This is a genomic window from Deltaproteobacteria bacterium, assembly GCA_011375175.1.
Lineage (GTDB): Bacteria > Desulfobacterota > GWC2-55-46 > GWC2-55-46 > DRME01 > DRME01.
The window spans coordinates 1-25,121 of sequence record DRME01000062.1; the positions used below are offsets into that span (position 1 = coordinate 1).

20 protein-coding genes are annotated in these 25,121 nt (G+C 63.7%); 11 read left to right on the forward strand and 9 right to left on the reverse strand.

The window, feature by feature from the left end; genetic code table 11:
- Nucleotides 1-93: 93 nt before the first annotated feature.
- From ENJ37_04760 to ENJ37_04810, 11 genes are all read left to right on the forward strand, one after another.
- Entirely contained in the window at nucleotides 94-1,890 is a 1,797-nt protein-coding gene (locus ENJ37_04760) for an efflux RND transporter periplasmic adaptor subunit (GenBank protein ID HHL39794.1), read from the forward strand.
- Nucleotides 1,887-5,378, forward strand: coding sequence for an efflux RND transporter permease subunit (locus tag ENJ37_04765; GenBank protein ID HHL39795.1), 3,492 nt, complete (start codon nucleotides 1,887-1,889; stop codon nucleotides 5,376-5,378). Before ENJ37_04760 ends, ENJ37_04765 begins: the two co-directional genes overlap by 4 nt.
- Before the next feature lie 660 nt (nucleotides 5,379-6,038).
- On the forward strand, nucleotides 6,039-6,428 hold the full coding sequence (locus ENJ37_04770) for an Rrf2 family transcriptional regulator (protein ID HHL39796.1): 390 nt from the start codon (nucleotides 6,039-6,041) through the stop codon (nucleotides 6,426-6,428).
- 143 nt (nucleotides 6,429-6,571) lie between these two features.
- Nucleotides 6,572-7,333, forward strand: coding sequence for a heme-copper oxidase subunit III (locus ENJ37_04775; GenBank protein HHL39797.1), 762 nt, complete (start codon nucleotides 6,572-6,574; stop codon nucleotides 7,331-7,333).
- A 46-nt stretch (nucleotides 7,334-7,379) separates the two neighbouring features.
- Entirely contained in the window at nucleotides 7,380-8,096 is a 717-nt protein-coding gene (coxB, locus tag ENJ37_04780; protein ID HHL39798.1) for a cytochrome c oxidase subunit II, read from the forward strand.
- A 13-nt stretch (nucleotides 8,097-8,109) separates the two neighbouring features.
- Nucleotides 8,110-9,786, forward strand: coding sequence for a cytochrome C oxidase subunit I (locus ENJ37_04785; GenBank protein ID HHL39799.1), 1,677 nt, complete (start codon nucleotides 8,110-8,112; stop codon nucleotides 9,784-9,786).
- A gap of 156 nt (nucleotides 9,787-9,942) precedes the next feature.
- Nucleotides 9,943-10,872, forward strand: a complete 930-nt coding sequence (locus ENJ37_04790) for an SCO family protein (GenBank protein HHL39800.1) — start codon at nucleotides 9,943-9,945, stop codon at nucleotides 10,870-10,872.
- Between the two features lie 89 nt (nucleotides 10,873-10,961).
- On the forward strand, nucleotides 10,962-12,242 hold the full coding sequence (locus ENJ37_04795) for a hypothetical protein (protein ID HHL39801.1): 1,281 nt from the start codon (nucleotides 10,962-10,964) through the stop codon (nucleotides 12,240-12,242).
- Nucleotides 12,243-12,386: 144 nt separating this feature from the next.
- The gene (locus ENJ37_04800) at nucleotides 12,387-13,751 is read left to right on the forward strand and encodes a sigma-54-dependent Fis family transcriptional regulator (protein ID HHL39802.1); all 1,365 of its coding nucleotides are present in this window, start codon (nucleotides 12,387-12,389) and stop codon (nucleotides 13,749-13,751) included.
- 72 nt (nucleotides 13,752-13,823) lie between these two features.
- Nucleotides 13,824-14,234 (forward strand): Rrf2 family transcriptional regulator, encoded by a 411-nt coding sequence (locus ENJ37_04805; protein ID HHL39803.1) that lies wholly within the window; start codon nucleotides 13,824-13,826, stop codon nucleotides 14,232-14,234.
- 303 nt (nucleotides 14,235-14,537) lie between these two features.
- Complete coding sequence (locus ENJ37_04810) at nucleotides 14,538-15,671, forward strand: DUF3524 domain-containing protein (GenBank protein ID HHL39804.1); 1,134 nt, start codon at nucleotides 14,538-14,540, stop codon at nucleotides 15,669-15,671.
- 80 nt (nucleotides 15,672-15,751) lie between these two features.
- On the opposite strand, the gene ENJ37_04815 is transcribed toward ENJ37_04810, so the two are convergent.
- The 9 genes from ENJ37_04815 to larC all read right to left on the reverse strand — a co-directional run bounded on the left by ENJ37_04815 (nucleotide 15,752) and on the right by larC (nucleotide 25,034).
- A complete protein-coding gene (locus ENJ37_04815; GenBank protein ID HHL39805.1) occupies nucleotides 15,752-16,708 on the reverse strand; it encodes a hypothetical protein in 957 nt (318 codons plus the stop codon).
- A gap of 399 nt (nucleotides 16,709-17,107) precedes the next feature.
- On the reverse strand, nucleotides 17,108-18,091 hold the full coding sequence (locus tag ENJ37_04820; protein HHL39806.1) for a class 1 fructose-bisphosphatase: 984 nt from the start codon (nucleotides 18,089-18,091) through the stop codon (nucleotides 17,108-17,110).
- Between the two features lie 23 nt (nucleotides 18,092-18,114).
- Nucleotides 18,115-18,786, reverse strand: a complete 672-nt coding sequence (locus tag ENJ37_04825) for a hypothetical protein (GenBank protein HHL39807.1) — start codon at nucleotides 18,784-18,786, stop codon at nucleotides 18,115-18,117.
- Nucleotides 18,787-18,943: 157 nt separating this feature from the next.
- Nucleotides 18,944-19,360 (reverse strand): SCP2 sterol-binding domain-containing protein, encoded by a 417-nt coding sequence (locus tag ENJ37_04830; protein ID HHL39808.1) that lies wholly within the window; start codon nucleotides 19,358-19,360, stop codon nucleotides 18,944-18,946.
- Between the two features lie 4 nt (nucleotides 19,361-19,364).
- Complete coding sequence (gene ubiE / locus ENJ37_04835) at nucleotides 19,365-20,141, reverse strand: bifunctional demethylmenaquinone methyltransferase/2-methoxy-6-polyprenyl-1,4-benzoquinol methylase UbiE (GenBank protein ID HHL39809.1); 777 nt, start codon at nucleotides 20,139-20,141, stop codon at nucleotides 19,365-19,367.
- 297 nt (nucleotides 20,142-20,438) lie between these two features.
- On the reverse strand, nucleotides 20,439-22,103 hold the full coding sequence (gene ubiB, locus ENJ37_04840; GenBank protein HHL39810.1) for a 2-polyprenylphenol 6-hydroxylase: 1,665 nt from the start codon (nucleotides 22,101-22,103) through the stop codon (nucleotides 20,439-20,441).
- Nucleotides 22,104-22,223: 120 nt separating this feature from the next.
- Nucleotides 22,224-22,637 (reverse strand): hypothetical protein, encoded by a 414-nt coding sequence (locus ENJ37_04845; GenBank protein ID HHL39811.1) that lies wholly within the window; start codon nucleotides 22,635-22,637, stop codon nucleotides 22,224-22,226.
- Nucleotides 22,638-22,858: 221 nt separating this feature from the next.
- On the reverse strand, nucleotides 22,859-23,767 hold the full coding sequence (locus ENJ37_04850) for a U32 family peptidase (protein HHL39812.1): 909 nt from the start codon (nucleotides 23,765-23,767) through the stop codon (nucleotides 22,859-22,861).
- Nucleotides 23,768-23,852: 85 nt separating this feature from the next.
- The gene (gene larC / locus ENJ37_04855) at nucleotides 23,853-25,034 is read right to left on the reverse strand and encodes a nickel pincer cofactor biosynthesis protein LarC (GenBank protein ID HHL39813.1); all 1,182 of its coding nucleotides are present in this window, start codon (nucleotides 25,032-25,034) and stop codon (nucleotides 23,853-23,855) included.
- Nucleotides 25,035-25,121 lie beyond the last annotated feature (87 nt).

Here is a 25,121-nt window from a genome sequence, read left to right on the forward strand (position 1 = left end):
GGAGCCCGGCCCGCGCCGGACGGGTCTGTTACGCCCTTGCGGCCCGGGCTCCGGGCCGCCGCCACACGGAGCTTTTGGAGAAAGGAAGCCGCCGTGCCCGACAGAAAGCGAAAAATTTTCTTCATCGCCCTGCTCGCGGCCGTCATCGCCGCCTCCGGGGCATTCTTGTATCTCCGCCCATCCGTCATGCGCCTGGAGGAAGTCTTCCATTTCCTGGCGCACGAAACGGGGCTTCAGAGGGTCATGGGGTGGACGGGCCTCGGTGAAGAGACGGGCATCGGGGGGAAGAAGCTCTACTGGTGTCCCATGCACCCGCAGGTAAGGAGGGAGAGGCCCGGACCCTGTCCGATCTGCAACATGCAGCTCGTGGAGATGGACGAGGAGAAGGAGACAAGGGCGGACGTCCTTCGATTCACGGACCGTCAGCTCCAGCAGGCCGGTGTGCGCACCGCCGCCGTCAGGCTCCTCGATCTCTTCCACGAGATAGACACGACGGGCCGCGTGGCGGTGGACGAGCGGCTTCTCAGGACCGTCTCCAACAGGGTCAGGGGAAGGAGCCGCATCGAGAGGCTTCACGTGGACTTCACGGGCCAGACCGTCGCAAGGGGGCAGCCGCTCGTATCCCTCTACAGTCCCGACCTCGTAACCACGCAGCAGGAGTACCTCGCTGTCCTTGCCCGCGGCGGCCCCTGGGCCGGAGCGCTGCTCGAGGCGGCCAGGGCGCGACTTGAGAGGTGGGGCGTGAGCAGCGAGCAGATCGAGGCCGTCGCAGAGAGCGGAAGACCCGTCGAGGTGGTGACCATCCGCTCTCCCCTGTCGGGAACGGTGATAAGACGCCTCGTGACGGAGGGGCAGTACGTCGAAGAGGGCGAGCCCCTGCTCGAGATCGCCGACCTCTCGAGGGTCTGGATATACGGCGACGTCTACGAGCGGGAGCTTCCGTTCATAAGGACCGGCATGGCCGTTGAGGTAACGGCCGAAGGGATAGGGGGAAGGAGAATCGAGGGCGCGATAGACTTCATCGATCCCCTGGTCCGGCCCGAAAGCCGGACCGTGGGGGTGCGCTTCGCCGTCGGGAACGCCGACGGCCTGCTGAGACCGGGCATGTCCGCGAGGGTGCGCATAAGGACCCGGCGGGAGAAGGTGCCGGCCGTTCCCGCGAGCGCCGTTCTCCTTACGGGCCGAAGGGCCGTGGTCATCGTCGCCGAGGGTGGGGGGCTCATGCGCCCCGTGGAGGTGAGGCTCGGCAGAAAGTGGCTCTACGGGGGGACGGGGCAAGGGGAAAGAAAAAACTCCTTCCTCGCCGACGACGAGAGGTACCACGAGGTCCTCTCCGGGGTGAGCGTGGGCCAGCGGGTGGTGACGGCCGGAAACTTCCTCGTGGCCGCCGAGGCCGGCTTCCAGGGGGTGCTCAAAAAGATGCTGCCCCCCGAGGGAGAGGCGGACGCCGGAGAGGTCGGGGCCGCCCCGGCGCAGGTCTTCGAATCCTACGAAGAGATACGAAAGGCCCTCGCCGCCGACGAGACCGCCTCTGTAAAGGAGACGGCCCTTCGCATGGTCGAGGAGATCGACGCCTTGAATACCGGGGACGGCGGTCTGCAAAGGGCGCTCCAGGAGGTGAGGAGCGCCGCTTCCGCACTGGCCGGTGAAGGCGATGAGACCGGCGGGCTCAGGCTCCGGTTTTCGGCTCTGAGCAAGACCCTTATCGCCCTTGTCGAGCGATACGGTCTTCCGGCGGGGCTGGAGCGTCACGCCTTCTTCTGTCCCATGGCCCGGGGCTACGGCGGCTGGCTCCAGCCCGGGAGGGCCGTCGAGAACCCCTACATGGGCCGAAAGATGTCGAGCTGCGGCGCTCCCCTTCCCTTGAAAGACGCCGGGGCGGAGCCGTGACGCGCCTTGTCATCGAGTGGTGCCTGAGAAACCGCCTCCTCGTATGCGCGGTCTCCCTTCTCCTCGCCTTTCTGGGGCTGTGGTCGCTGTCGCGCATCCCCCTCGACGCAGTCCCCGACCTCTCGGACACGCAGGTCATCGTCTCGACCGAATGGATGGGCCGGGACCCGCAGACCGTGGAAGACCAGGTCACATACCCCCTTGCTACGACCATGCTGGCCGTGCCGGGCGTAAGCGACGTGCGCGGCTACTCCTTCTTCGGCCAGTCCTTCGTCTACATCATCTTCGAGGACGGAACCGACATCTACTGGGCGCGTAGCCGGGTGATGGAGTACCTGAACCAGGCAAGGCGCGACCTCCCCGAAGACGCCACGCCCACGCTCGGCCCCGACGCCACGGGGCTGGGCTGGGTCTTCATCTACACCGTCGAGGACAGGTCGAACCGCCACGACCTCGGCGCGCTGCGCGCGCTCCAGGACTTCTATATCCGCTACCAGCTCCTCGGCGTGCCCGGCGTCGCCGAGGTCGCAAGCGTCGGCGGGGCCGTAAGGCGCTACGAGGTGACCGTCGACCCCGACAAGCTCCTCTCCTACGCAATACCGCTGAGCGACGTGGTGAGCGCCGTCAGGAAGAGCAACAACGACTTCGGCGGCGGCGTGATGGAACTCGCCGAAACGGAGTTCATGGTAAGGGGCAAGGGATACATAAAGGGAGTGAGGGACCTGGAAAACGTGGTCGTCAGGGCCGCGGCGCAGGGCGCGCCCGTGCTCCTGCGCGACGTGGCCGCCGTGGGGATCGGTCCCGACACGAAACGAGGTGTCGCCGAGAAGGACGGAAGGGGCGAGGTCGTGGCCGGCATAGTGGTGGCCCGCCACGGCGCAAACGCCCTCGAGGTCATAGAGGGGGTGAAGGAGAAGATAGGGAAGATAGCGCCGGGGCTTCCCGAAGGAGTCGTCATAGAGCCGGCCTATGACCGCTCGGGCCTCATCTACAGGGCCGTCGCAACGCTCGAGGAAAAACTTATCGAAGAGATCGCCGTCGTGGCCCTGGTAACGCTCCTCTTTCTCCGGCACGCACGCTCGGCGCTCGTGGCCTCGGTTACGCTCCCCCTCGGCGTGCTCGTGTCATTCATCGTCATGAAGGCCATGGGCCTGGGGGCCAACATCATGTCGCTTGGCGGCATCGCCGTCGCCGTGGGAGCGATGGTCGACGCCGCCGTGGTGCTCGTCGAAAACACCCACAAGCACCTGGAGAGGGCCGGGGCGGCCGGAGAGGCGCCGAAGAGGCGGAGGCTGGTCCTCAAGGCCTCGATGGAAGTGGGACCGGCCCTCTTCTTCTCGCTTCTCGTAATAACGGTCTCCTTCCTGCCCGTGTTCGCCCTCGAGGGCCAGGCGGGAAGGCTCTTCAAGCCGCTGGCCTACACCAAGACCTTCGCCATGGCCGCAGCGGCGCTCACAGCCGTCACCGTCGTCCCCGTTCTCGTCTTCCTCTTCGTCAAGGGCGATATCCCTCCCGAAAAGAGCAATCCCCTGAGCCGCCTGCTCGTATTCCTCTACAGGCCGGTCATCGCAGTCGCCCTCAGGTTCAGGAAGACGGTCGTCGCGGCGGCGGCGCTGGCGCTCGTCGTCACCTACATCCCCTACAGCCGCCTGGGCGGCGAGTTCATGCCGCCCCTCCAAGAGGGCGACATACTCTACATGCCCACAACCGTTCCCGGCCTGTCGGTCGCCGAGGCGACGAGGACGCTGCGCATCCAGGACGGGCTCCTCAAAGGGTTCCCCGAGGTGGAGAGCGTGCTCGGCAAGATAGGGCGCGCCACGACCCCCACCGACCCCGCTCCGCTCAACATGGTGGAGACGCACGTAGCCCTGAAGCCGGAGGAGCGGTGGCCGGAGCGGATAATCGAGAAGGGTTTCATCGCCGGCATCGCCCGGGAGATGCTCGCGCTCTTGAAGGAGCGGGGCCTGGCGCAGGAAGCGCCCCTTGAAGAGAGCGCGCTGCAGGTCGAGCGCAAGTGCCGCTGGAGGCTCAACATGTGGATACGGGAGGAGATGCTCAGGGGAAGGGGGCTTCCGTCCATAAAGAGGGAACTCGCCGCAAGGCTCGGGGACGAGGTCTCTTCGGACCTCGTGGCCTACCTCGAGGCCGCCGGTCACCTCGGCGCCGCCTCCCCGGCGGAGGCCCGGGCGCTGGCCGGGGCATACGGGATCGAGGGACCGGTCCCGCTCAGGCGCACGAGCTTCGAGGAGCTTACAAAGGAGGAGATGGACCGTGTGGTGAGCATCCCGGGCATGCCCAACTGGTGGCTCATGCCCATCGAGACCCGCATAGGAATGCTCACCACCGGGATGAAGGGGCTTGTGGGCGTGAAGATAAGGGGAGCGGACCTCCGGGAGCTCGAACGCATAGCCCTCGAGGTGGAGAGGGTGCTCGCCGGCGTGCCCGGCACCCTCTCGGTATCGGCCGAGCGGGCCATGGGAGGGCACTACCTCGACATCGAGCTCGACCGCCTGGAGCTTGCCAGATACGGGCTCACCGTCGAGGACGTGCAGGAGGTCGTAGAGTCCGCCGTGGGCGGCAGGAACGTCACCCGCACGGTCGAGGGCCGCTACCGTTTTCCCGTAAACGTCCGCTATCCGCGCGAGATGAGGGACGACCCCGAGAAGCTCGAACGGATCCTCGTAGCCGCCCCCGACGGCACGCTCATCCCCCTGGGCCAACTCGCGACGATAACCCTCGGCGACGGACCGCCGGTGATAAGGAGCGAAAACGGGCTCCTGCTCGCCAACGTGCCCGTGGACATCGAAAGGGGCCTCGACATCGCCACATACGTGAAGCGGGCGCAGGCCGCCATCGACCGGGCCGTCGAAGACGGCGGGATCGGGCTTCCCCCGGGATACTACATGGAGTGGAGCGGCCAGTTCGAGTTCATGGAGGAGGTGAGCAAAAGGCTCCGGATCATAGTGCCCGTAACGCTTGCGCTCATCTTCCTGCTCCTCTATCTCAACTTCGGCTCCCTCGCCGACACCCTAATCATAATGCTCAGCCTCCCTTTCAGCGTCGTCGGCGGCGTGTGGCTCGTCCACTGGCTCGACTACGACATGAGTGTGGCCGTGGGCGTCGGTTTCATCGCCCTCGCGGGCCTGGCCGCCGAGACGGGCGTGGTGATGCTCGTCTACCTCAACCTCGCCTGCGAGAGAAGGAAAAAACAGGGGAGGATGCGCACGAGCCGGGACCTCGCGGAGGCCGTTGTCGAGGGCGCGGTCATGAGGATAAGACCGAAGGCGATGGTGGTGAGCTGTCTTCTCCTCGGACTCCTTCCCATCATGTGGTCGACCGGTGTGGGCTCAAGGCCCATGCAGCGCATGGTCGCGCCCATGGTGGGCGGGCTCGTCTCGTCCGCCGTCCTCACGCTCGTGGTGATCCCGGCCGTATACGTCATGGTCAAGGAGACTCTCCATAATCGCTCCGGGGGGAACTTTCTGTAGAAGGGCCATAGGCCCACGTCTCCCCCTGCCCTATCGTATGTTGTTCGGACCTGCGGCTGTACCGGGGGTTCGGGCCGCAAAGGCGTAAAAGGATCCCGCCTGGCGCGGGCCGAACCCCCGGTACAGCCCCCCAGGCCGCCGGTGCGGCGTGTTGTCGCGTGCGGCGTTTTTGCACATCCGCGCCGTAACGGCGCGTATCTGCATTGTTTAGAAGGGGCCGCACAGGAGGACGCCCCTGCAACCCTTGCACCGGCACGGTCGGGGGCCGATTGGACCGCCACACTTAACATCCCGAAAAAACAAGAAAATTTCTTTTATACCTCTCCTGGCACGCCTTTTGCGAATAATCTTGCGGCAACTCTGATTCATTACCCTGGGGGGAACGTGGGCCTATGGCCCTTCTACAGAAAGTTTCCCCCAGGGTAATTAATCAGAGTTTCCTTAATCAGAGCTTCCTCATTAAGTATACGTGGCGGTCCCCGGAAGGTTCGGGCCGCAAGGGCGTAAAAAACCCCGCCCGGCGCGGGCCGAACCCTCCGGGGACCGCCACGCAGGCAGCGGGAGCTCAAAGCCTTCCGCCGCGCAGACGCGGCGGAAGGCCGAAACGACTCTATCCGGGAGTGCCAGTTGTTCAAACTCAGCAGGGGAGCCGAATATGCGATGCTCGGTCTCCTGTACATGGCGGGGAAAGGGGAGAGCGAATTCTCCTACATCGACGAGATAGCGCAGGCAAACCACATGCCCAAGGCCTACCTGGCCAAGCTGATGCAGCTTCTTGCAAACCGCAACCTCGTCAAGTCCTACCGGGGCCGGGTGGGAGGGTTTGTGCTGGCGCGCCCGCCCGAGGAGATCAACCTCCTCGACATAGTGGAGGCCATAGAAGGTCCCGTGGTCATAAACGAGTGCATCACCAGCGCGGGGTATTGCAGCAGGTACAGGGCCTGTCCCATATACGGCGTCCTGCTCGAATGCCGCCGCGAGGTCACCGGCGTGCTTGCGAGTCATACGCTCGCAAGCCTTGCGCCGAAGGTCGGCTTTTTTTCACCGTAAAAGGAGAGTGTCGGGACCCGAATCGTTCTGTTTAAACTGTTTAGGAAACTCTGATTTATTGCACTGGGGGAAACTTTCTACAGAAAGTTTCCCCCAGGGTAATTAATCAGAGCTTCCTTTAAAAAAACCGGGAGGTGACGTATATGGCAGATTACGCGGCAGAACACGATACACAGTGGCACACGAGCTACTGGCCCCTTATGGTGAGCGTCGGTACGCTCTTTCTCGTGCCGCTCTCGTTCACTTTCTACTTCGTCTACTCGAGCGCGCTGTGGGCCGTCATATCGCTCGGCATCGGCGCGCCGCTCACCCTCGGCGCTCTCGCCGGGTGGGTGAGAGAGGGACTCGCCGACGAACACCACTACGGCATGGGGCTGAGCGTGTGGGCCATGCCCTTTTTCATACTCGCCGAGGCGCTGCTTTTCATCGGCTTTTTCGCCGGCTACTGGGTCACGCGCCTTCAGGCGCCGCTGTGGCCGCCGGCGGGCACGCCCGAGATGTCGCTTCTGGTGCCGATCATAATGACCGTCATACTCGTCTCGTCGAGCGTGACCATCCACGTGGCCGAAGGCAAGCTCGAGGAGGGCGACAGGGCGGGCTTCAACTCGTGGCTCATCGCCACCATGGTGCTCGGCGCCGTCTTCCTCGGCTTCACCGCCATGGAGTGGAGCGTCCTCATAGGCGAGGGCTTCACGACGAGCACCAACATCTTCGCCTCGTCCTTCTACTCCATAACGGGCTTCCACGCCTCGCACGTGCTCGTGGGACTGGCCATCTTCGTGGCCGTCCTGCTGCCGGCCCTCGGCGGAACGGTGAACAAGCATTTCGTGGCGGCGGCGTCCATGTACTGGCACTTCGTCGACGTCGTATGGTTTTTCGTCGTCTCGCAGATCTATTTCTGGTGAGCGGGGTTCGCCGCTGCGCAACATTCCACTATCAAGGAGAGATGCGATGAGAGCAAAGGTTGTTTTAAGAGCCCTGGCCGCCGGTGCGGCGGCCCTCTCCCTCCCCGCCGCACCGGCGCTGGCGTCGGCCGGCGCGGCCACGGCCGGCGCCCTGGCGGACACGAAGGCGGGATGGGATCACCTCTGGCGGGAGCTGATGATCGACATCACCGTCATCGGCCTCGTCTTCGCCGCCGTAACGCTGTACTTCCTCGTCGTCTACAGGCGCCGCCGCCCCGACGACGAGGGCGGAAGCTTCAGGCTCGGAACGCTCGGCGCCTTCGGGTGGGTTCTCATCCCGGCCTTCATATTCATGGCCGACGACATCTTCCTGGCGGCCAAGAACTTCGAGCTCTGGAACGACTACCGCAACGTGCCCGACGACGCCTACGTGGTCGAGGTCGAGGGCTCCATGTGGAGCTGGGAGGTGCGCTACCCCGAGGGCGCGGTCTCGGACGAACTCGTAGTGGCCGTGGGCAGGCCGGTGAAGGTGAAGCTTACGAGCACCGACGTGGTCCACAGCTTCTTCATCCCCGACCTGAGGCTCAAGTGGGACATGGTCCCCGGCAGGACCACCTACGTCTGGTTCCCGGCCGGCGAGACGGGCGAGCACGTCATAACCTGCGCCGAGTACTGCGGTACGCTCCACTCGGGCATGCACACAAAGCTCAGGATCGTCCCGCGCGACGAATTTGAGCGGTTCATCGAAGAGAACAAGACTTGAGGAGGAGATTTAAATGAGCGTTCACGCCGTTGCAGCACCTTCGTCGGGCAGGTTCAGCCTGAAGGAGTGGATATTCACGACCGACCACAAAAGGGTCGGCGTGCTCTACCTGATAGGGTCGTTCGCGGCCTTTCTCGTGGCAGGCATTATGGCCATGCTCATGAGGACCGAGCTGGCCAGCGTGGGGCCCACGATTACCGAAAACCCCATGACCTACAACACGTGGCTCTACTTCCACGGCGCGGCCATGATACTGGGCTTCCAGATACCGGCGCTCACGGGCTTCTTCGCCAACTACCTGGTGCCGCTCCAGATAGGCGCGCGCGACGTGGCCTTCCCCAGGGTCAACGCCCTCAGCGTGTGGCTCTACTGGATGGGCATCGTCCTTGCGCTGCTCACCTTTGTCATACCCGACCCGCCCGACATCATGTGGACCGGCTATCCGCCGTACTCCATCATAAGCCCGGGCAACACGGCGCTCTACACCTTCACGGTCCTGATCATAGGCTTTTCGTCCATTGCCGCGGGAGTCAACTTTCTGGTCACCATCATCTACATGAGGGCGCCCGGCATGACCTGGGGCAAGCTCAACATCTTCATCTGGTGCATCATGGCCTCCTTCATCATACAGCTCATATTCGTGCCCATGCTCGGCGTGGCCGTCACCATGCTCTCCTTCGACAAGTACCTGGGCACCAACTTCTTCAACCCCGCCATGGGAGGCGACGTGCTCCTCTACGAGAACCTCTTCTGGTTCTACTCCCACCCGGCCGTCTACGTCATCCTGCTGCCGGCCATGGGGGTCATCTACGAGATAACGGCCACCTTCGCCAGGAACAGCGTCTTCAACTACAAGGGCGTGGTCTACGGCGGCATATGGGGCACCGTCATACTGAGCGGCATAGTCTGGGCCCACCACCTCTACATAGCGGGCATCCCCGACTGGCAGGCCCTCATACACGTCTTCTTCACGCTGCTCATAAGCGTGCCCGTGGGCCTTCTCATGATCGGCATCGTCGGCACCCTCTACAAGGGCGCCATCGACTTCAAGACACCCATGCTCTACGCCATAGGCTTCATGTTCCTCTTCCTCATAGGAGGACTCACCGGCATACCCAACGCCATGAGCGCCATCTACATCCACCTGACCGACACCTACTGGATGCCCGGCCACTTCCACTACGTCATGGCCGTCTCCATGACAGTGGCCATCCTCGGCGGCGTCTACTACCTCTTCCCCAAGATGACGGGCAGGATGTACCACGAGGGCCTGGGCAAGCTCGGCTTCTGGCTCTTCTTCATCGGGGTGAACATCACCTTCGCGCTCACCATCTACCTCGGCTACCTCGGCATGCCGCGGCGCTACTACGACTACTCCCAGTTCCCAGAATTCGAGGGACTGCAGTCCATGACCACCCTGGGTTCGTACCTCATCTTCGTTGCCGGCGTGGTCATACTCCTTTCGTGGATCGTCGGGCTCGTCAAGGGCGAGAAGGTGGACCACAACCCCTGGGGGTCGAAGTCGCTTGAGTGGACCCATGCGCCATCGCCTCCGCCCTGCGGCAACTGGGGCCCCAATGTGCCGGAGCTCGACGAGGCATGGAGCCCCTACGGCTACGGCAAGGGCGGCGAGGTGGAGGCGACCCCCCGGGCCGCGAGGGCCGCGGCGGGAGCGGCGAAGGGGGAGTGAGCTTTCGCCGGGGAGGAGCTCCCTGATAAGGAGTTCCTCTCCCCCCTCCATGCTTAAACCCGCCCGCGAGCCGCGCCATGCGAGGTTCGGGCCGCAAGGGCGCGGCGACGGGGCGGGGGGCAAAAACAGGGGTTGCCCCCCTCTCAGAGACGATCAATGCCTTATATCTTCCCTCAAGGAGAACCGCTTCCGGCGGCCGCCGCCGGCGGCCGGTGCCCGTCGCTTCCCGGGCGCGTGCTCCGCGCGCTCATCACGTCGGGCGCCGTCCTTGCGGCGGCCCTCCAGCTCTGCGCGGCGCCGGCGCAGGCCGCCATGGACCGTGTCGCCGTACTGCGGGCCTTCGAGAAGGCCAAGGCCTCGGTGGGCAGGCGCATAGGCATCTACAACCTCACCGACCAGCGGGGCCGGCGCCTTACGCTCGACGGCTCCTCGCTCGAGCGCCCTATCGTCGTAAGCTACGCCTACACATCCTGCGGCGACACCTGTCCGACCATCCTGATGGAGCTCAAGGCCTACTTCGACGAGGCGGGGGCGGACTACGGAACGCTCTTCGAGGCGATGACCATAGGCTTCGACGTGGAGAGGGACACGCCGGAGAGGCTCGAGGCCTACGGCCGCATGATGGCCGGAGACTTTTCGGCCTGGACCTTCGTCACGGCCGACGGCCGGACCATGGCAAGACTCACCTCGGACCTCGGCTTCACCTTCGAGCCCGCGCCCTCCGGCTTCGACCACCCCAACATGGTCACCGTCATCGGCCGCGACGGCGCCGTTGTGCGCCAGCTCTTCGGCGCAGAGCTCGACAGGGCCGCCCTGGCGGCGGCCATCGAAGAGGCCGCGGGCGGCGAAGGAGAGGGGGACGGCCGGGAAGCGGAAGACGCCGCCTCCGGCGGCGGGCCGCCGGACCTTATCAAGTTCCTCTGCTACACCTATGACGAGGAGACCGGCACCTACAGGCTCGACTACAACTTCCTCATGAGCGTCGTCGTCGGCGTGGGCATCCAGCTCTTCATGATCTATTTCGTCATTCACCATGTCTTCATAAAGGGCTCGCGCCGCGCCGCAAGGCTGCGCCGCGAGCGCTAAAGAGCGCGGCACGGGCGGGACCGCCCTCTGACGTCCTCTCTCTCCCCGGCCCGACCGGCGTGCAGCCCATCGACGGGAGCCGTGCATAGATGACCTCTTCATCGGACCTTGAGAAAATGTGCAAGAGCTACTTGACAGGGAGCTGCGAGTCGGCTACAATTTCGGATAATCGGGACCCTCGAAGTCTTTTTGATGGGTTCCCCCGCAGCCCCCACCCTGGCGATAACGAAGAGGCGGCCATGCTCGAAGAGGTCATGCGCAACATCAAGGCAGCCGTGCTTGTTATCGACTCGGAACACTGCGTCCGCTGGATGAACGAGAGGGCGAGGCAGTGGTTCGGCATTCGGGAGACCGGCCTGCGCCGTACCTGCTACCGCACGATGTCGCTGGGCAGCACCTTTTGCGCCATATGTCCCACGGGCCGCGCCATCGAGTGCGGCATCCCCGTAAGCTACCGTTTCGATCTGCCCGCCGACAGGGGGCCGAGGACGCTCGATGTGCTGGCCATTCCTTCCGCCGGTGGAGAGGGCGGCGACTGTGTCGTCGAACTCATCGTCGACAGGGACGAGCGCGGCGCCGTGGGAGGCGATAACAGGCTCATCTCCCAGATCGAGAAGCTCGCAGCCATAGGACAGCTCGCGGCCGGCGTGGCCCACGAGCTCAACACGCCGCTGGGCACCATCTCCATCCTCTCCGAGGAGCTTCGCCGCGCCGTCGACGAGCCCGGCGGCGAACTGTCCAGGGAGCTCTTCAGGGAGTATCTCGACGACATGAAGGAGGAGCTCGCCCGGTGCAGCGCCATCATCGACGACCTGCTGGGCTTTTCCAAGAAGAGTGTGGCGCGGCTCGAGCGCGTCGACGTGGCAGAGCTCATAGACAGGACGCTGGACCTCATCAGGCGGGGAGGGACGGACCGCGGCGTGGAGATAGACAGGCACATAAGCCCCGGACTCCCGCCGGTGGTGACGGACGCCAACAGGGTCCGCCAGGTCTTCTTCAATATCGTCAAGAACGCCGTCGAGGCCGTCGAGGACCGCGACGGCGGGGTCGTGACCATCGAGGCCACCACGGGCTGCGGCACTGTGGAAGTGACGGTGCGCGACAACGGCCCCGGCATGCCGCGCCACGTGCTCGACCGCGTCTTCGAGCCCTTTTTCACCACCAAGCCCGTGGGCAAGGGCACGGGCCTGGGCCTGTCGGTGAGCTACGGCATAATAAGGGACCTCAAGGGCTCCCTCAAGGTGGAGAGCAGCGAGGGCGACGGCACCGAGGTCACGGTGTCGCTGCCGCTCGGCTTCGATGAAGACCGGGACGCCGCGGCGCGGCGAGGTGCCGGCAACGCAGGGCTCTCCACCGCGAACAACACCTGATATCCCATAGATCGCCCCGGCGGGGGAACTGGGGGGGAACGGGGGGGGAACTGGGGCCTCCGGTCGCTGTGAAGAGGGCAATCCTCCCCCGCTGAAAGAGGACGAAGGGGCGCGTACATCACGGCGTTTGCAGGGAGGTTTGGGATGGCCAGAGTGCTGGTGCTCGATGACGACGGTGCCTTCAGGAAGAGTCTGTGCAGGGCCCTGGCGGCGCGGGGGCACAAGGTGACGGCCGCAGCCGGCGGTGCCGAGGCCCTGGGGCTTGCGCAACAGATGACCTTCGATGCCGCCTTCATCGACATGAAGATGCCGGGCATGAGCGGGCTCGAGTTTCTCAAGGCGCTGCGCAGGGTCAGCCCCTCGGTGGCCGGCATCATCCTCACGGGTTTCGGCTCCATACCCGACGCCGTCCAGACGCTCAAGCTCGGCGGCTTCCACTACCTGACCAAACCCGTCGACATGGCCGAGATCGAGAAGGTCCTCGAGCAGGCCGTCCGTCCCACGCCCGACCCCGCCTCCGGCCCCGTCGCCGCCGAGGGGACCGTCGAGTACCAGGGGATAGTGGGAAGGAGCAGGGCCGTCAAGTCTCTCATAGAGACGGTGAGGAAGGTGAAGGACGCGCAGCTCCCGGTGCTCATAGTCGGCGAGAGCGGTACGGGCAAGGAACTCGTGGCAAGGGCGCTCCACTACGACAGCCGACGCGGCGGCGGACCCTTCGTACCCATAAACTGCGCATCCCTCAAGCCGGAGCTGCTCGAAAACGAGCTCTTCGGCCACGTGAAGGGGGCCTTTACCGGCGCGGTGGAGAACAAGCGCGGGCTTGTCAGGGCCTCCGACGGCGGCACCCTCTTCATCGACGAGATAGCCGACATGAACCCCGTCGTCCAGGCGGGCATCCTGAGATTCATCGAGAACGGCATGGTGAGGCCCCTCGGCGCAAGCCGCGAGACGAAGGTCTCGACCAGGATCGTCGCCGCCATAAACCGCAACATCGAGGACGAGGTGAGGGCCGGCCGCTTCCGCCTCGACCTCTATTACAGGCTAAACGTCTGCCGGATCAACATCGCGCCGCTTCGCGAGCGCATGGAGGACGTGCCCGTGCTGGCCGAACACTTTCTTTCGGCCATGGCCGGGAGCACAGGGCGCAGGATGCTCCTCTCCGGCGGGGCCGTGGAGCGTCTCCTGGAGCACAACTGGCCCGGCAACGTGCGCGAGCTGCACCATGTGCTCCAGCGGGCGGTCATACTCCACGACGGCGACGTGATAACGGCGGACCACATAGATCGCTCCATCGAGTTCAAGAGGCTGGCTGTGCAGACCTGCGGGTTCGCGGCCCGTGGCGAAGAGCCCGCAACGCTTGAGGAGAGCGAGCGCAGGCACATAATAGCGAGCCTGGAGCTTAACGGCTGGAACGTAAGCCGCACGGCCAGGGCGCTCAGGATAGACAGGCGCACGCTCCAGAGAAAGATATCGCGCTACGACATAAAGAAGGCCCGGCCCGGCCTCTGAAGGCCGGTGCCGCCCGGGGCGCGCCCTCCGCGAGCGGGGCGCGTGCCGAAGTACAGAAGGAGAACGGCAAAGGTGTACAATCTATCGAGGACCTCGCAATACGCCATCATGGGGCTTGCCTCGCTGGCCCGTTTCGAAAAGAACGGGCCCGTGCCCGTGGGCGTGCTCTCGCGGCGCTGCGGCATCCCGTCGAGCTATCTCGTCAAGGTCTTCGGCAGGCTCGAGCGCAAGGGGTTTTTGAGATCCGTCAGGGGCCGCAGGGGCGGCTTCCGCCTTGCAAAACCTCCCGAGCAGATAAGCCTGCTGCGCATAGTGGAGGCCATAGAGGGGCCCATGGCCGCCCGGGGGGTCTGTCCTCTCACGGGCGAGGTCTGCACGGGACGGCAAAACTGTCTCGTCCACGAAGGGAAGGCGTGCCTTGAACGGACGCTGCTCTCGCTGCTCGAAACGAGCAGCATATCGAGCCTTCACGTGGTCAAGTAAAGGGGGAGACATTTTTGGCTGACCTCGTCACCCCCGCAGCCGCGCAAACCCCCGGCATCCGGTCTTCCTCAGGGGGAGCGGACGCCGCCCGCCATCCAGGGCCGTCTTTTCCGGGCCGTGGACCTTGCAAGTCCACGGCCTTTTTTTCGTCGAGTATCTGAAAAGGGCCCGCGGATCCAGCGCCGCCCGGAGAGCAGGTCCGAGTCCCTTTCCCCGGTGGAATCAACCGGGGCTTCCGTAGTATATTGTTGACGGAAGATAGCGGAGTCCGCGTCCCTCGACGAGGGGCCGGGGGAGGTCGCTTTGGCGAAGATACTGCTTGTAGAGCCCTACCTCACGGGCTCGCACTCGGCCTGGGCCAAGGGCTACGCCTGTGCGTCGGCCCACGACGTGGAGCTTCTCACCCTGGAGGGGCGCTACTGGAAGTGGCGCATGCACGGCGGGGCCGTCACGCTTGCGCGCCGTTTTCTCCGGAAGGGGCCGCGTCCCGACGTCTTACTGGCCACCGACATGCTCGACCTCACCACCTTCCTGGCGCTCACCAGGACGGTGACGGGCCGCACGCCGGCGGCCCTCTACTTCCATGAAAACCAGCTCACCTACCCGTGGTCGCCGGCGGACCGCGACGTGGAAAAGGGACGCGACGGCCACTACGGCTTCATAAACATCGCTTCCGCCCTGGCGGCGGAGCGCGTCTTCTTCAACTCCAGTTATCACATGGAGTCCTTTGTGGACGGGGCGGCCCGGTATCTCAGGGGCCTGCCCGACCACCGCGAGCTCCAGGCCGTCAAGACCATAGCACAGAAGAGCTCGGTCCTGCCCGTGGGCATGGACCTGCGCGCCCTGGACAGAGGCTCGAGGCCGCGGCGGCGCGGCCCGGCGCTCGTCCTCTGGAACCACCGCTGGGAGTACGACAAGGGCCCCGAAGAGTTCTTCAGGGCCCTCTACGCCCTGGACAGAAGGGGCCTCGACTTCGAGGTCGCCGTCCTGGGCGAGAACTTCAGGAATAGGCCGAGCGAGTTCGACGAGGCCCGCCGAAGGCTCGGCCCGAGGATCGTCCGTTTCGGATACGTAAAGGAGAGGCGCGAGTACGCCCGCTGGCTCCACCGCGCCGACATCCTGCCCGTAACGTCGCGCCACGACTTCTTCGGCTGCTCCGTCGTCGAGGCCATCTACTGCGGCGTCTATCCGCTCCTTCCCCGAAGGCTCGCCTACCCGGAGCACATACCCCGCCGGCTCCACGGGCGCCACCTCTACGACGGCTACGTGGACCTCGTGGAAAAACTCGCGGCGGCCGTAAAAGACATCGATGAGACGAGGAAGACGACACTGCGAAGCGCCGTGGAGCGCTACGACTGGAGCCTGACGGCGCCGCTCTACGACGAGGCGCTCGAAGGGATGGCCCGGAAGGCTCCCGGCGCTTCACGGCGGCCATGACCACGAAGCGAAGGGTGTGGGAAGCGAAAGTCTTCGAAGGGGCCGGAGGGAACTTTTCCGGCGGGTGCTTGATTTTCAGACTATTCCTCTTTGCTTTTCGTTTCGAACTTGAACCACCAATTTTCGGGTGGAGTTTGGATAATGGCATTTAGATCCATAGGAAAAACACCAAACTCGTCAAACAATTGGCCCTTCACTGATAGCTTAGAACCTTGCCGTATTATCAGATCTCCAGTGGGTGAGGTCGTTGCCGCGATGGGAGCCCAAAGGTTCCTTCGAGATCTTGAACGGTCGTGCCATTTTTCTTTATTGAAAAGTACATCTAACGCGGCTTGTTCCATCCTTTGAGTTACTTTCATAACATCAGTTTCTGTCAAAATATAGTCAGATTTCTTACCATCAGCATGAGTCATAGGATCTCGCATGTTAGCCCAATTATCAATCTCTTGCCTTGTGTATTTATAAGCAGGATTGAGGAACTGCAGAAGCTTTTTTTGCAGTTGACTGAACTGTAGGGCAAATGCAGCCTCGAAAAACCTAACATATTCACGGTATCGTCCAGATTCATGCCTGTGGCTATAAGCTTCAGCCAAAAGGGCCACCCCATCTAATCTATCCTGAAGTCCCGAAACGAGATTGCTATCGACAGGAATTTGAAAGTGATGTCCAATAATATGAGATTGCTTGGCACGAAAACCTTTTGTTGCATCTAAAGATTTACGTTTATCCCGATCATCGACAAGCAGCACTGCACATGGATAAACTGAAGAAATTGAGCGGTGGCAGCGACCGAATATGGCGATAAGGTTAGCAACATTTTCAAGCGTAGCCTCACATAGCCGCCTTTCTTTTTCAGGAAGGTTAATGAAACCATCATTATCTATCTCTGGAGGTTGTATCTGAATCTCTGCTTTTACGATAAGATGAAGTTTTCCCTCAACCGGCGGAGACTTTTCAATTGGTATTGTACTGACTGATACATCTCCAAACTGGAACTTCCAAGAGGCCCACCCTTGTGGAGGTGGTTCAAAATACATGCTTACGATACGTAATAGTCTCATAGGAAATCTAACGTGGCCGCGGTTCAACCAGCAGCCACGTTCGCCGGAGGCGTAGCGTCCGGCGAACGTTCTGGGCCACTTGCCGCTATGGAGCAAGGCCGAAGACCGTAGTGGAGTAGACGTTTTGCTGATATAAGTCTTTGTGGCCCGACCATTAACAATCGAGTATCCAGGCGCTTTTTGTCATGTCACCTGCCGGGGGAATGGACAGAAAGAGATATTCCGGGACGACTCTGACAGACACCGCCCCATCACTTTCCTTTCCGAGTCCGCAGAAACCCATTCCCTCAGGCTCCGCGGCCGAGAGGAAGAGAGGGGCTATTCTTTCCGGTTGACAATCTAGAGTTCCCCGCCGGAACAGAGGGACCCGGAGAACTACGTCCCCTCGTAGTACGAGACGGCCTCTTCCACGTCGAGCCTGCTGCCTATGATGAGCGGGGTGCGCTGATGGAGCTCCGAGGGCTTTACGTCCAGTATGCGCCCGCGCCCCGTCGAGGCCGCGCCTCCGGCCTGCTCGACGATGAAGGCGAGGGGGTTCGCCTCGTAGAGCAGACGCAGCTTGCCGTCTTTGTTCTTCCTGTCCGCAGGGTAGAGGAAGACCCCTCCCTTGAGGAGGTTGCGGTGGAAGTCGGCCACCAGGGAGCCCACGTATCTGGCGCTCACACTCCTTCCATCCGACTTGAGGGCCTCGATGTAGCGCCTCGTCTCCTCGTGCCAGCGGCTGGCGTTGCCCTCGTTTATGCTGTAGAGCTTGCCGCGCTCCGGGATGCGGATGTCCTCGTTCGAAAGGAGAAACTCGCCCACGCCGGGGTCGAGGGTGAAGCCGTGGACGCCGTGGCCCGTGGTGTAGACGAGCATGGTGGACGAGCCGTAGATGAAGTAGCCGGCGCATACCTGCTCCGAGCCCGGCTGGAGGAAGTCCCCGTCCGTAAGCTCGCCTGCGGAGCGCTTCCTGAGGATCGAGAATATGGTGCCCACGCTTATGTTGACGTCGATGTTGGAAGAGCCGTCGAGCGGATCGAAGAGGAGAAGGTACTTGCCCCTGGGGAAACGCTCGGGTATCTGCACGGGCTCGTCCATCTCCTCGGAGGCCATGCCCGCCAGGTGGCCGCCGTGCTCCATCATCTGGATGATGGTGCGGTTGGCGTAGTCGTCGAGCTTCTGGACCTCCTCGCCCTGGACGTTGGTGTAGCCCGTGGCGCCGAGGATGTTGATGAGCCCCGCCTTGTTGACCTCGCTCGAGATGATCTTGGCGGCCACGGCGAGCTCGGAGAAGAGACCCGTGAAGTCGCCGGTCGAGCCCGGGTACTTGCGCTGCTCCTCGAGCAGGAACCTGGTCAGTGTGGTGCCTGTCTTCATGGTCCGGTACCTCCCGCTGTGCTTTAAGCCTCTTCGAGCCTCGATGCGTCGGGGAAGTCGAAGCCCTCGAGGGTCCTTACGGTGAAGAGACCGGGATGGGACTCGTCTTCCAGCAGGATGGAGCGCACCTTCCCCTGCCAGAGCGAGACGAACTCGTCGTGCTGGCGCTGCGTGGCCATGCCGCGAAGCACCAGGCCCATGAGCTCGCTTGTGCGCGGGTCCCCCGGCAGGACCGACGGGTTGTAGACGACCTCCACGGCGGCATCCGTGTCTTCGCGCTGGAATATGAAGGTGTTGAAGCGCGGGTCCGAGGGGTCGAAGAAGAGCTTTCCGTTGCGCGAAAACCTCCCGCCCAGCCCCTTGAAGCCCGCCTTTCCGGCGGCGCCAGTTATGAGGGTTATGACCTGGGCCTGGGGGCCGTAGGCGAGGTCGGCGGCGGAGCCCTTTACGAGCACCCGTATCTCGCCACGCACGGGAAGCTCGTCGGGATAGAGGGCCTTGAGCGCCTTGGCCGTCAGCTTGTAGGCGCCCGAGACGGCCGGGCACGAATGGCCGGCAAGCCGCACGGCATCGCCGTAGGTGAAGACCATGGGCATGCCCTCGTCCTGCGCCCCAAGGACGTAGGCCAGGGGGTCGCGCACCTTTATGGGCTCCACGTCATCGAAAAAGTCCTGCCGCCATCGCGTCTGCTCCATGGTCTCCGCCTTTCCTCATGAAGTTGAATGCCGAAAAACAGGGTGAAGTGTAACAGAAGGAGTGCGACGGTGTCAACCGCGGCAGGGGGCGGGGCGCGGGGAAGGCAAGGACCCTTGACGGCGGCTGAGGAATCCCGCTTACCGAGTCAGGCGCGGCTCAAAGACTTGCGAGGATGTTCTTCAGGTGGATGGCCGCCGCCGTATCGCCGGAGATCTCCAGCCGCCGGGAGAAGAAGACGGTGTCGGGGTCTTCGGCACCGAGCACGAGCCCGAGCAGGACCTTCACGTCTCCGCGCATGGTCACGTCGGGTTTCCGGGCGCAGTGGAGGCGGACGGCCACGCCGTCGGCGGTTACGACGAGATAAAAGTCCTTTTTGATGTCCTTGGCCGAGAAGAAAAAGACCTTGCCCGCCAGCTCGCCGAGCCTTTGCCTGAGCGAGGGGTTACGCTCCAGTACGAGCGAGAGCGCCGCGCCCACGGCCACGGCCTCGGCGCAGCGGGGCGCCGCCCTCAGCGCAGGGGCCGCCAGCTCCATCAGGAGATCCCCGATCTTTTCGACGTTTTCCCTTCTCATCCCCTCACACCTTGTGTCCCACGTGTAGGGCGGCCACGCCGCCGAATATGTTGTAGTACCTGACGCCGTAGAGGCCGGCCCGCTCCATCATCGCCTTGAACTCCTCCTGGGCCGGAAACTTGCGTATCGACTCGGGCAGGTAGGTGTAGGCCTCGCGGTTGCCGGTTATGCGCTCGCCTATGCGGGGGATTATGCTGAAGGAGTAGATGTCGTAGAGCCTCGAGAAGAGCCTGCTCGTCGGATGGGAGAACTCGAGACAGAGCACGCGCCCGCCCGGCTTGACCACGCGGGTCATCTCCTCGAGGGCGTCACCGATGTGCGTTACGTTGCGTATGCCGAAGCCGACTGTAGCGCAGTGGAAGGTGTTGTCGGCGAAGCTTATGCGCTCTGCGTCGCCCTGGACGAACCACAGGGTGTCGAGTCTTCCGCGGTCGATGCACTTGTCGCGCCCCACCCTCAGCATCTCGCCGTTTATGTCGTATACGACCACCCTGCCGCCGGCACCCACCCGCTCCGCCATGAGAAGCGCTATGTCGGCCGTGCCGCCGGCCACGTCGAGGGCCCTGTCGCCCGGCCGCAGCCCCGTCTTCTCGACGAGAAACCTCTTCCAGAGCCGGTGGGTGCCGAAGCTCATGAGGTCGTTCATGAGGTCGTACTTGTCGGCCACCGAGTCGAAGACCTGGCGCACGAGCCCCTTCTTCTCCTCCACGGCCACGACCCTGTTGCCGAAATAGGTCTTCTTCTCCCCTGTCTCTGGGGCCTTGTCCTTCTTCTCCTTCATCTCTCCCGTCCCGCGGCTTATGAGCCTCGTTTCTTCGCAATGAACTTCAAGTCTGAAGAAAACTCCGATTTATTACACTGAGGGAACCTTTTTGTAAAAGGGTCACAGACCCACGGTTCCCTCAGACTCCCTCCAAAAACTTTTTGTTTGCTCTTCGAGCCGCGTTGGTTTTCATGATCGTCCAAGGAAGCGAGGTTCTTTAGCCCAAGTTAAAAGTCTTTGAAGGGGGTCTGGGGGAAACTTTCTTCAGAAAGTTTCCCCCAGGGCAATTAGTCAGAGCTTCCCCGGTCGAAACCTCTACACCTCGTCGCCGCCGCGCTCCCAGCGGCCGGCCAGGTGGCGAAAGAGGACGGCGGCGGCAAAGCCCGCCAGGCTCAGGAGCGGCACGCCGGCAAGGCGCGGCGCGTCGGGTCCCGAGAAGACGCCGGCCATGAAGGCGCCCACAAGGAGCGCCGCCGTCACCAGGCCCTTTTCGATGCGCCGGCCGGCTCCTCCTATCTCGTCGGAGAGGCCCTCGAGGCGGTGATGGACGAAGCCTATGCGCAGCTCCTCGTCCACGGCGGCCCGCACGAGGCTGTTGACCGAGCCCGGAAGCTCGATGGCCGCGTCGACGAGCTCGCCGGCGTAGTCGCGGCCCTTTTCCAGGGCCTTCTTCGGCGAAAACTTCTCGCGCACCATCCACTTGTATATGAGGGGCCTGGCCACCTCCCACATGTTTATGTCGGGATAGAGCTGGCGGCCCACCCCCTCGATGATGACCATCGACTTCTGGAGGAGCAGGAGGTTGGGCTGGAGCCGCATGTTGAAGCGGCGGGCCGTGCGGATGAGCTTCATGAGCAGGGCCGATATCTTGATCTCCTCGAGCGACTTGCCGAATATGGGCTCGGCGATGTCGCGCAGGGCGTCTTCGAACTCGTCGAGGTCCACGTCCCTTCCGATGAGCCCCATCTGGCGGTGGACGATGGCCATGCGGCGGTAATCCTCGCGCACCAGGTGAAAGAGCATGGTGGCGAGGTAGGTCTTGAGCTCCCGGTCGAGCCTTCCCACGATGCCGAAGTCGAGGTATATTATGACGCCGTCGTCGCCGACGAAGATGTTGCCGGGGTGGAGGTCGGCGTGGAAGACGCCGTGCTCGAAGACCTGCTTGAAGAAGGCCTTTATGCCGTTGACCGAGACCTTTTTCACGTCGTGCCCCCGGCGCTTGAGCTCCTCCACCTCGTCTATGGGCACGCCGCTTATGCGCTCGAGGGTCAGGACCTCGGCGGTGGTGAGCTTCCAGTAGACCTTCGGTATGCGCACCGTGGGGTCGCCCTCGAACATGCGGGCGAAACGGTTGGCGTGGGCGCCCTCGACGGTGAAGTCCTGCTCGCTGTGTATGACCCGCGAGAACTCGCGCACCACCTCGCGGGGCCTGTAGCGGCGCGCCTGGGGCACGTACTTTACGAGGAGGTCGGCTACGAGCCACATGACGGCGAGGTCCGACTCTATCGTCTCGCCGATGCCAGGACGCCTCACCTTGACGGCCACCTCCGAGCCGTCGTGGAGGGTGGCGTAGTGGACCTGGGCGATGGACGCCGAGGCCACGGGCTCGGCCTCGAAGCTGCGGAACTTCTCTTCCAGCGGCCCTTCGAGAGAGCGCTCCACCACGGCCTTCACCTCGTCGAAGGGGACGGGCGGGACCATGTCCTGCAGCTTCTTGAGCTCCTCGACCCAGTCGGAAGGGAGGAAGTCGGCGCGCGTGGAGGCCACCTGTCCGAGCTTTATGAAGGTGGGGCCGAGCTCTTCGAGGACGAGCCTTATGCGCACGGCGGTAGGGAGGCCGGCCTCCTTCCTTCTGAGCAGCACACGCTCGAAGAGCGGAAGGAAGGGGAAGATGCGCAGCTCCGAGACGAGCCCGCCGAAGCCGTAGCCCGTGAGGGTGGCAACTATCTTGTGAAGTCTTCTGACTCTGCTGATCTTCATCGAAAACCGACGGGCGGGGACGGACTGTGCGCCTTGCCGGCCCGACAGGGGATGTAAAGCGGCCGGCGGCGCGGCGAAGAGACGGCTCCAGGAGCGGTCCCCGAGAGGCGGGCCGCCGGCCTACTTCTCCTTGTCCTTGTCCTTTTTCTCCTTCAGCTTCTCTTCGAGCTTCTTTACGCGCCTTTCGAGCTTATCGACCTTCTCCCTCGCCGTGCGGGCCATCTCCTTGACCACGTCGAGTTCCTCGGTCGTGGCCACGTGGAGCCTCTCAAGGAGCAGCTCCGCCTTCTCCACGACCTCGCGGTCGAGCTTCTCCTTGCCCTCGCGCAAGACCGAGATTATCTCGCGCAGCGCCGCCACACCCTCGTCGACCACCTTGTTCTCGATGCGCTGCCTGGCCGAGAGCTCCTCTTCGGCCTCGGCGCCCTCGCCGCTCTCCCGGCTGCCGAGGGCCGCGAGCTCGTCCATCATCTGCTTCGCCTTCTTCTCAAGCCCTATGCCTATGAGTATGGCCCTGTCTATGAAGTCCGCCATCTTCCCCCCTCCCTTCGGTCTTTTCCGGGGGAAACTTTCTGAAGAAAGTTTCCCCCGGCCCCCCTTCAAAGACTTTTAATACGAGTTGGTTTCCCCCTGTTTTGCTTGGCAAAACAGGGGGAAACCAACTCGCGTTAAAAGTCTTTGGAGGGAGTCTGAGGGAACCGGGGGTCTGTGACCCTTTTACAAAAGGTTCCCTCAGTGCAAAAATCATGGCCTCGTCAAGAAGCTCCCGCCAGGCCCTGGGCCGCGGATATATAGACCTTTCCCGGCCCCGCCAGGTACCACCCGTTGCAGAGTCCGCCCGGGCTGAGGGCCTCGAGCTCGGCCGCCGCCTCTTCGGCGGAGAGAGCTCCGTCCATGCGGCGGCGGAAGATATCGACGGCCTCGAAGGTGTCCCTGCCGCCCGGCGAGATGCGGAGCGCCGCCACCCCTATGGCCTCGAGGTCTTCGACGTACTCGACGAGGCTGTAGGTGGCGGCGCTGAGAACGGAGGTGCCGTTTATGGTAAAGGCCCGCTCGCCGTCGAGCGTGGCCGTCTCCATGCCGTCGGGCCAGCGGGCGCAGTCATGGGCGCACTCACCCTTGGTTCGGCCGTAGGCCCGCGACGTGTAGCAGCGCCAGGAGAAGGCCAGCGGCACCTTGCCGTGGCAGAAGACCTCGGTCGGCACCGAGGTGTGTTCGATGTTGTAGCGCAGGGACTCGCGTGAAAGCTCCACCGGAGCGCACACACCGCGGACGCCGAGCTCCGCCAGGCACTCCACGGACGGGACGTTGTAGGTCGTGATGTGCGGTCCGGCGTAGATCTCGCGCTCTTTCGGGTCGGCCATGTTGAAGACCGACATGTCGTTGGCCTCCACGGCGAAGGGGAGGTCGAGCACACGGCGCACGAGGTCGAGCTCCTCGTCGTTGGAGACGACGGCCAGCGTGGAGACGACGACCTTCTTTCCGGCCCTTTCGAGCCCGCGGCCGACCTCGAGCATGTCGTCGATGGAGAGGCCGCGCTTCTTCACGCAAACGACCTCGCCGAGGTATACCCTGTCCACGGCGGAGCGCGCCGCCTTGTCGTAGAAATCGAGAAGCTCCGAGCGCTTCCACTCGAAGAGTACCGGTCCGATGGCAAGCTCCATATCACGATAGTATGCACCAGAAGAGGGTGCAAGACAAGGTTTTTTCCACGGGGGACGCGAGTCGACGCAGGCGGCGGCGGTGTCTTCAGCCCCTTGCGAGCTCGCGGCGCGCAGCCTCCCTGGCGGCGTCCATGACTACAACGAGCGGCGCTCCCGCGGCCGCGGCCGCGGCCCGGCAGTCCTCGAACTCTGGGCGGCCGTCCACAAAGCGGCCGTCCCGCTCCACGGCCTTCACCCGCACGGTCCCGTAAGGGGTCTCCACCTTCACCGTCTTTCTCGGAAGCGAGATCCGCTCCACCGTCCGGGTCCTTACGCCGAGCGTCGTCGACTCGGAGAAGATTATCTCCGTGAGCTCGCGGACCCCGTGCTCCTCGGCGAGCACGGTGACGAGGAGCCCGGGCCTGTTCTTCTTCATCTGCACGGCCGTGAAAAAGACGTCGAGGGCCCCTGCGGACAGAAGCCTCTCCATCAGGTAGCCGGCCGCCTCGGGACTCATGTCGTCCACGTTGGTCTCGATTACCGTGAGCCTCTCTGTGCGCCGGCCGCCATCGCGCAGCTCGCCCTCGATGACCCTCAGCACGTTCGGCGCCTCGGCGAAGTCGCGGCTTCCCACGCCGTAGCCGCTTTTGCCTATTGTCATGGGTGGCAGGGGGCCGAAACCGTCGGCCACGGTCTTTATGATGGCCGCGCCCGTGGGGGTCGTGAGCTCGAAGCGGATATCCGACGGCGCCGTTGGCACTCCCCTGAGTATCTCCAGCGAGGCGGGAGCAGGCACGGGCATGCGGCCGTGGGCCGCGTCGATGAAACCCGTGCCCAGCGGAAGCGGCGAGGCCGTGACCCGCTCCGGGGCGAGGCGGCGCAGGCACAGGGCCGCTCCAACGATATCGACGATGGAGTCGACGGCGCCGACCTCGTGGAAATGCACTTCCTCCACATCGACGCCGTGCACCCTCGCCTCGGCCTCGGCCAGGGTGCGGAATATGCGAAGGGCAAGCTCCTTTACGTCGTCGGCCAGGGCGCTGCCTTCGATCATCTCCCGTATGACGGCGAAGGTGCGGTGGTGGCGGGTCTCGGAGATATCCACGTGGAGCCTCGTTCCGCCGATGCCGTGACGGTGCTGTCTTTCGGCCCTCAGCCCGTAGCCGCCGAGGGGCAGCCTGCCCAGCTCGCTTTCGAGCCACCGCAGATCGACGCCCAGGTCCACCAGCGCCCCGAGCGTCATGTCGCCGCTTATGCCGCATATGCAGTCGAAATAAAGTACCTTCATGGCGGGTCGATGCTCCTTTCAGCGGGATTCGGGGGAGAGGATACCATAAAGGCCGCCTGTAGGGCGCCGCCCCGGGACGGCCGGGCC

Excerpts from the sequence above, each read along its gene's own strand:
- ENJ37_04785 (HHL39799.1), top strand. The coding sequence starts at position 8,110 with ATGAGCGTTCACGCCGTTGCAGCACCTTCGTCGGGCAGGTTCAGCCTG.
- ENJ37_04790 (HHL39800.1), top strand. The coding sequence starts at position 9,943 with ATGCCTTATATCTTCCCTCAAGGAGAACCGCTTCCGGCGGCCGCCGCC.
- ENJ37_04820 (HHL39806.1), bottom strand. The coding sequence starts at position 18,091 with ATGAAGACAGGCACCACACTGACCAGGTTCCTGCTCGAGGAGCAGCGC.
- ubiE (HHL39809.1), bottom strand. The coding sequence starts at position 20,141 with ATGAAGGAGAAGAAGGACAAGGCCCCAGAGACAGGGGAGAAGAAGACC.
- ENJ37_04845 (HHL39811.1), bottom strand. The coding sequence starts at position 22,637 with ATGGCGGACTTCATAGACAGGGCCATACTCATAGGCATAGGGCTTGAG.
- ENJ37_04770 (HHL39796.1), top strand. The coding sequence starts at position 6,039 with ATGCTCGGTCTCCTGTACATGGCGGGGAAAGGGGAGAGCGAATTCTCC.
- ENJ37_04830 (HHL39808.1), bottom strand. The coding sequence starts at position 19,360 with ATGAGAAGGGAAAACGTCGAAAAGATCGGGGATCTCCTGATGGAGCTG.
- ENJ37_04850 (HHL39812.1), bottom strand. The coding sequence starts at position 23,767 with ATGGAGCTTGCCATCGGACCGGTACTCTTCGAGTGGAAGCGCTCGGAG.
- ENJ37_04825 (HHL39807.1), bottom strand. The coding sequence starts at position 18,786 with ATGGAGCAGACGCGATGGCGGCAGGACTTTTTCGATGACGTGGAGCCC.
- ENJ37_04800 (HHL39802.1), top strand. The coding sequence starts at position 12,387 with ATGGCCAGAGTGCTGGTGCTCGATGACGACGGTGCCTTCAGGAAGAGT.
- ENJ37_04795 (HHL39801.1), top strand. The coding sequence starts at position 10,962 with ATGACCTCTTCATCGGACCTTGAGAAAATGTGCAAGAGCTACTTGACA.
- coxB (HHL39798.1), top strand. The coding sequence starts at position 7,380 with ATGAGAGCAAAGGTTGTTTTAAGAGCCCTGGCCGCCGGTGCGGCGGCC.
- ENJ37_04815 (HHL39805.1), bottom strand. The coding sequence starts at position 16,708 with ATGTATTTTGAACCACCTCCACAAGGGTGGGCCTCTTGGAAGTTCCAG.
- larC (HHL39813.1), bottom strand. The coding sequence starts at position 25,034 with ATGAAGGTACTTTATTTCGACTGCATATGCGGCATAAGCGGCGACATG.
- ENJ37_04775 (HHL39797.1), top strand. The coding sequence starts at position 6,572 with ATGGCAGATTACGCGGCAGAACACGATACACAGTGGCACACGAGCTAC.
- ubiB (HHL39810.1), bottom strand. The coding sequence starts at position 22,103 with ATGAAGATCAGCAGAGTCAGAAGACTTCACAAGATAGTTGCCACCCTC.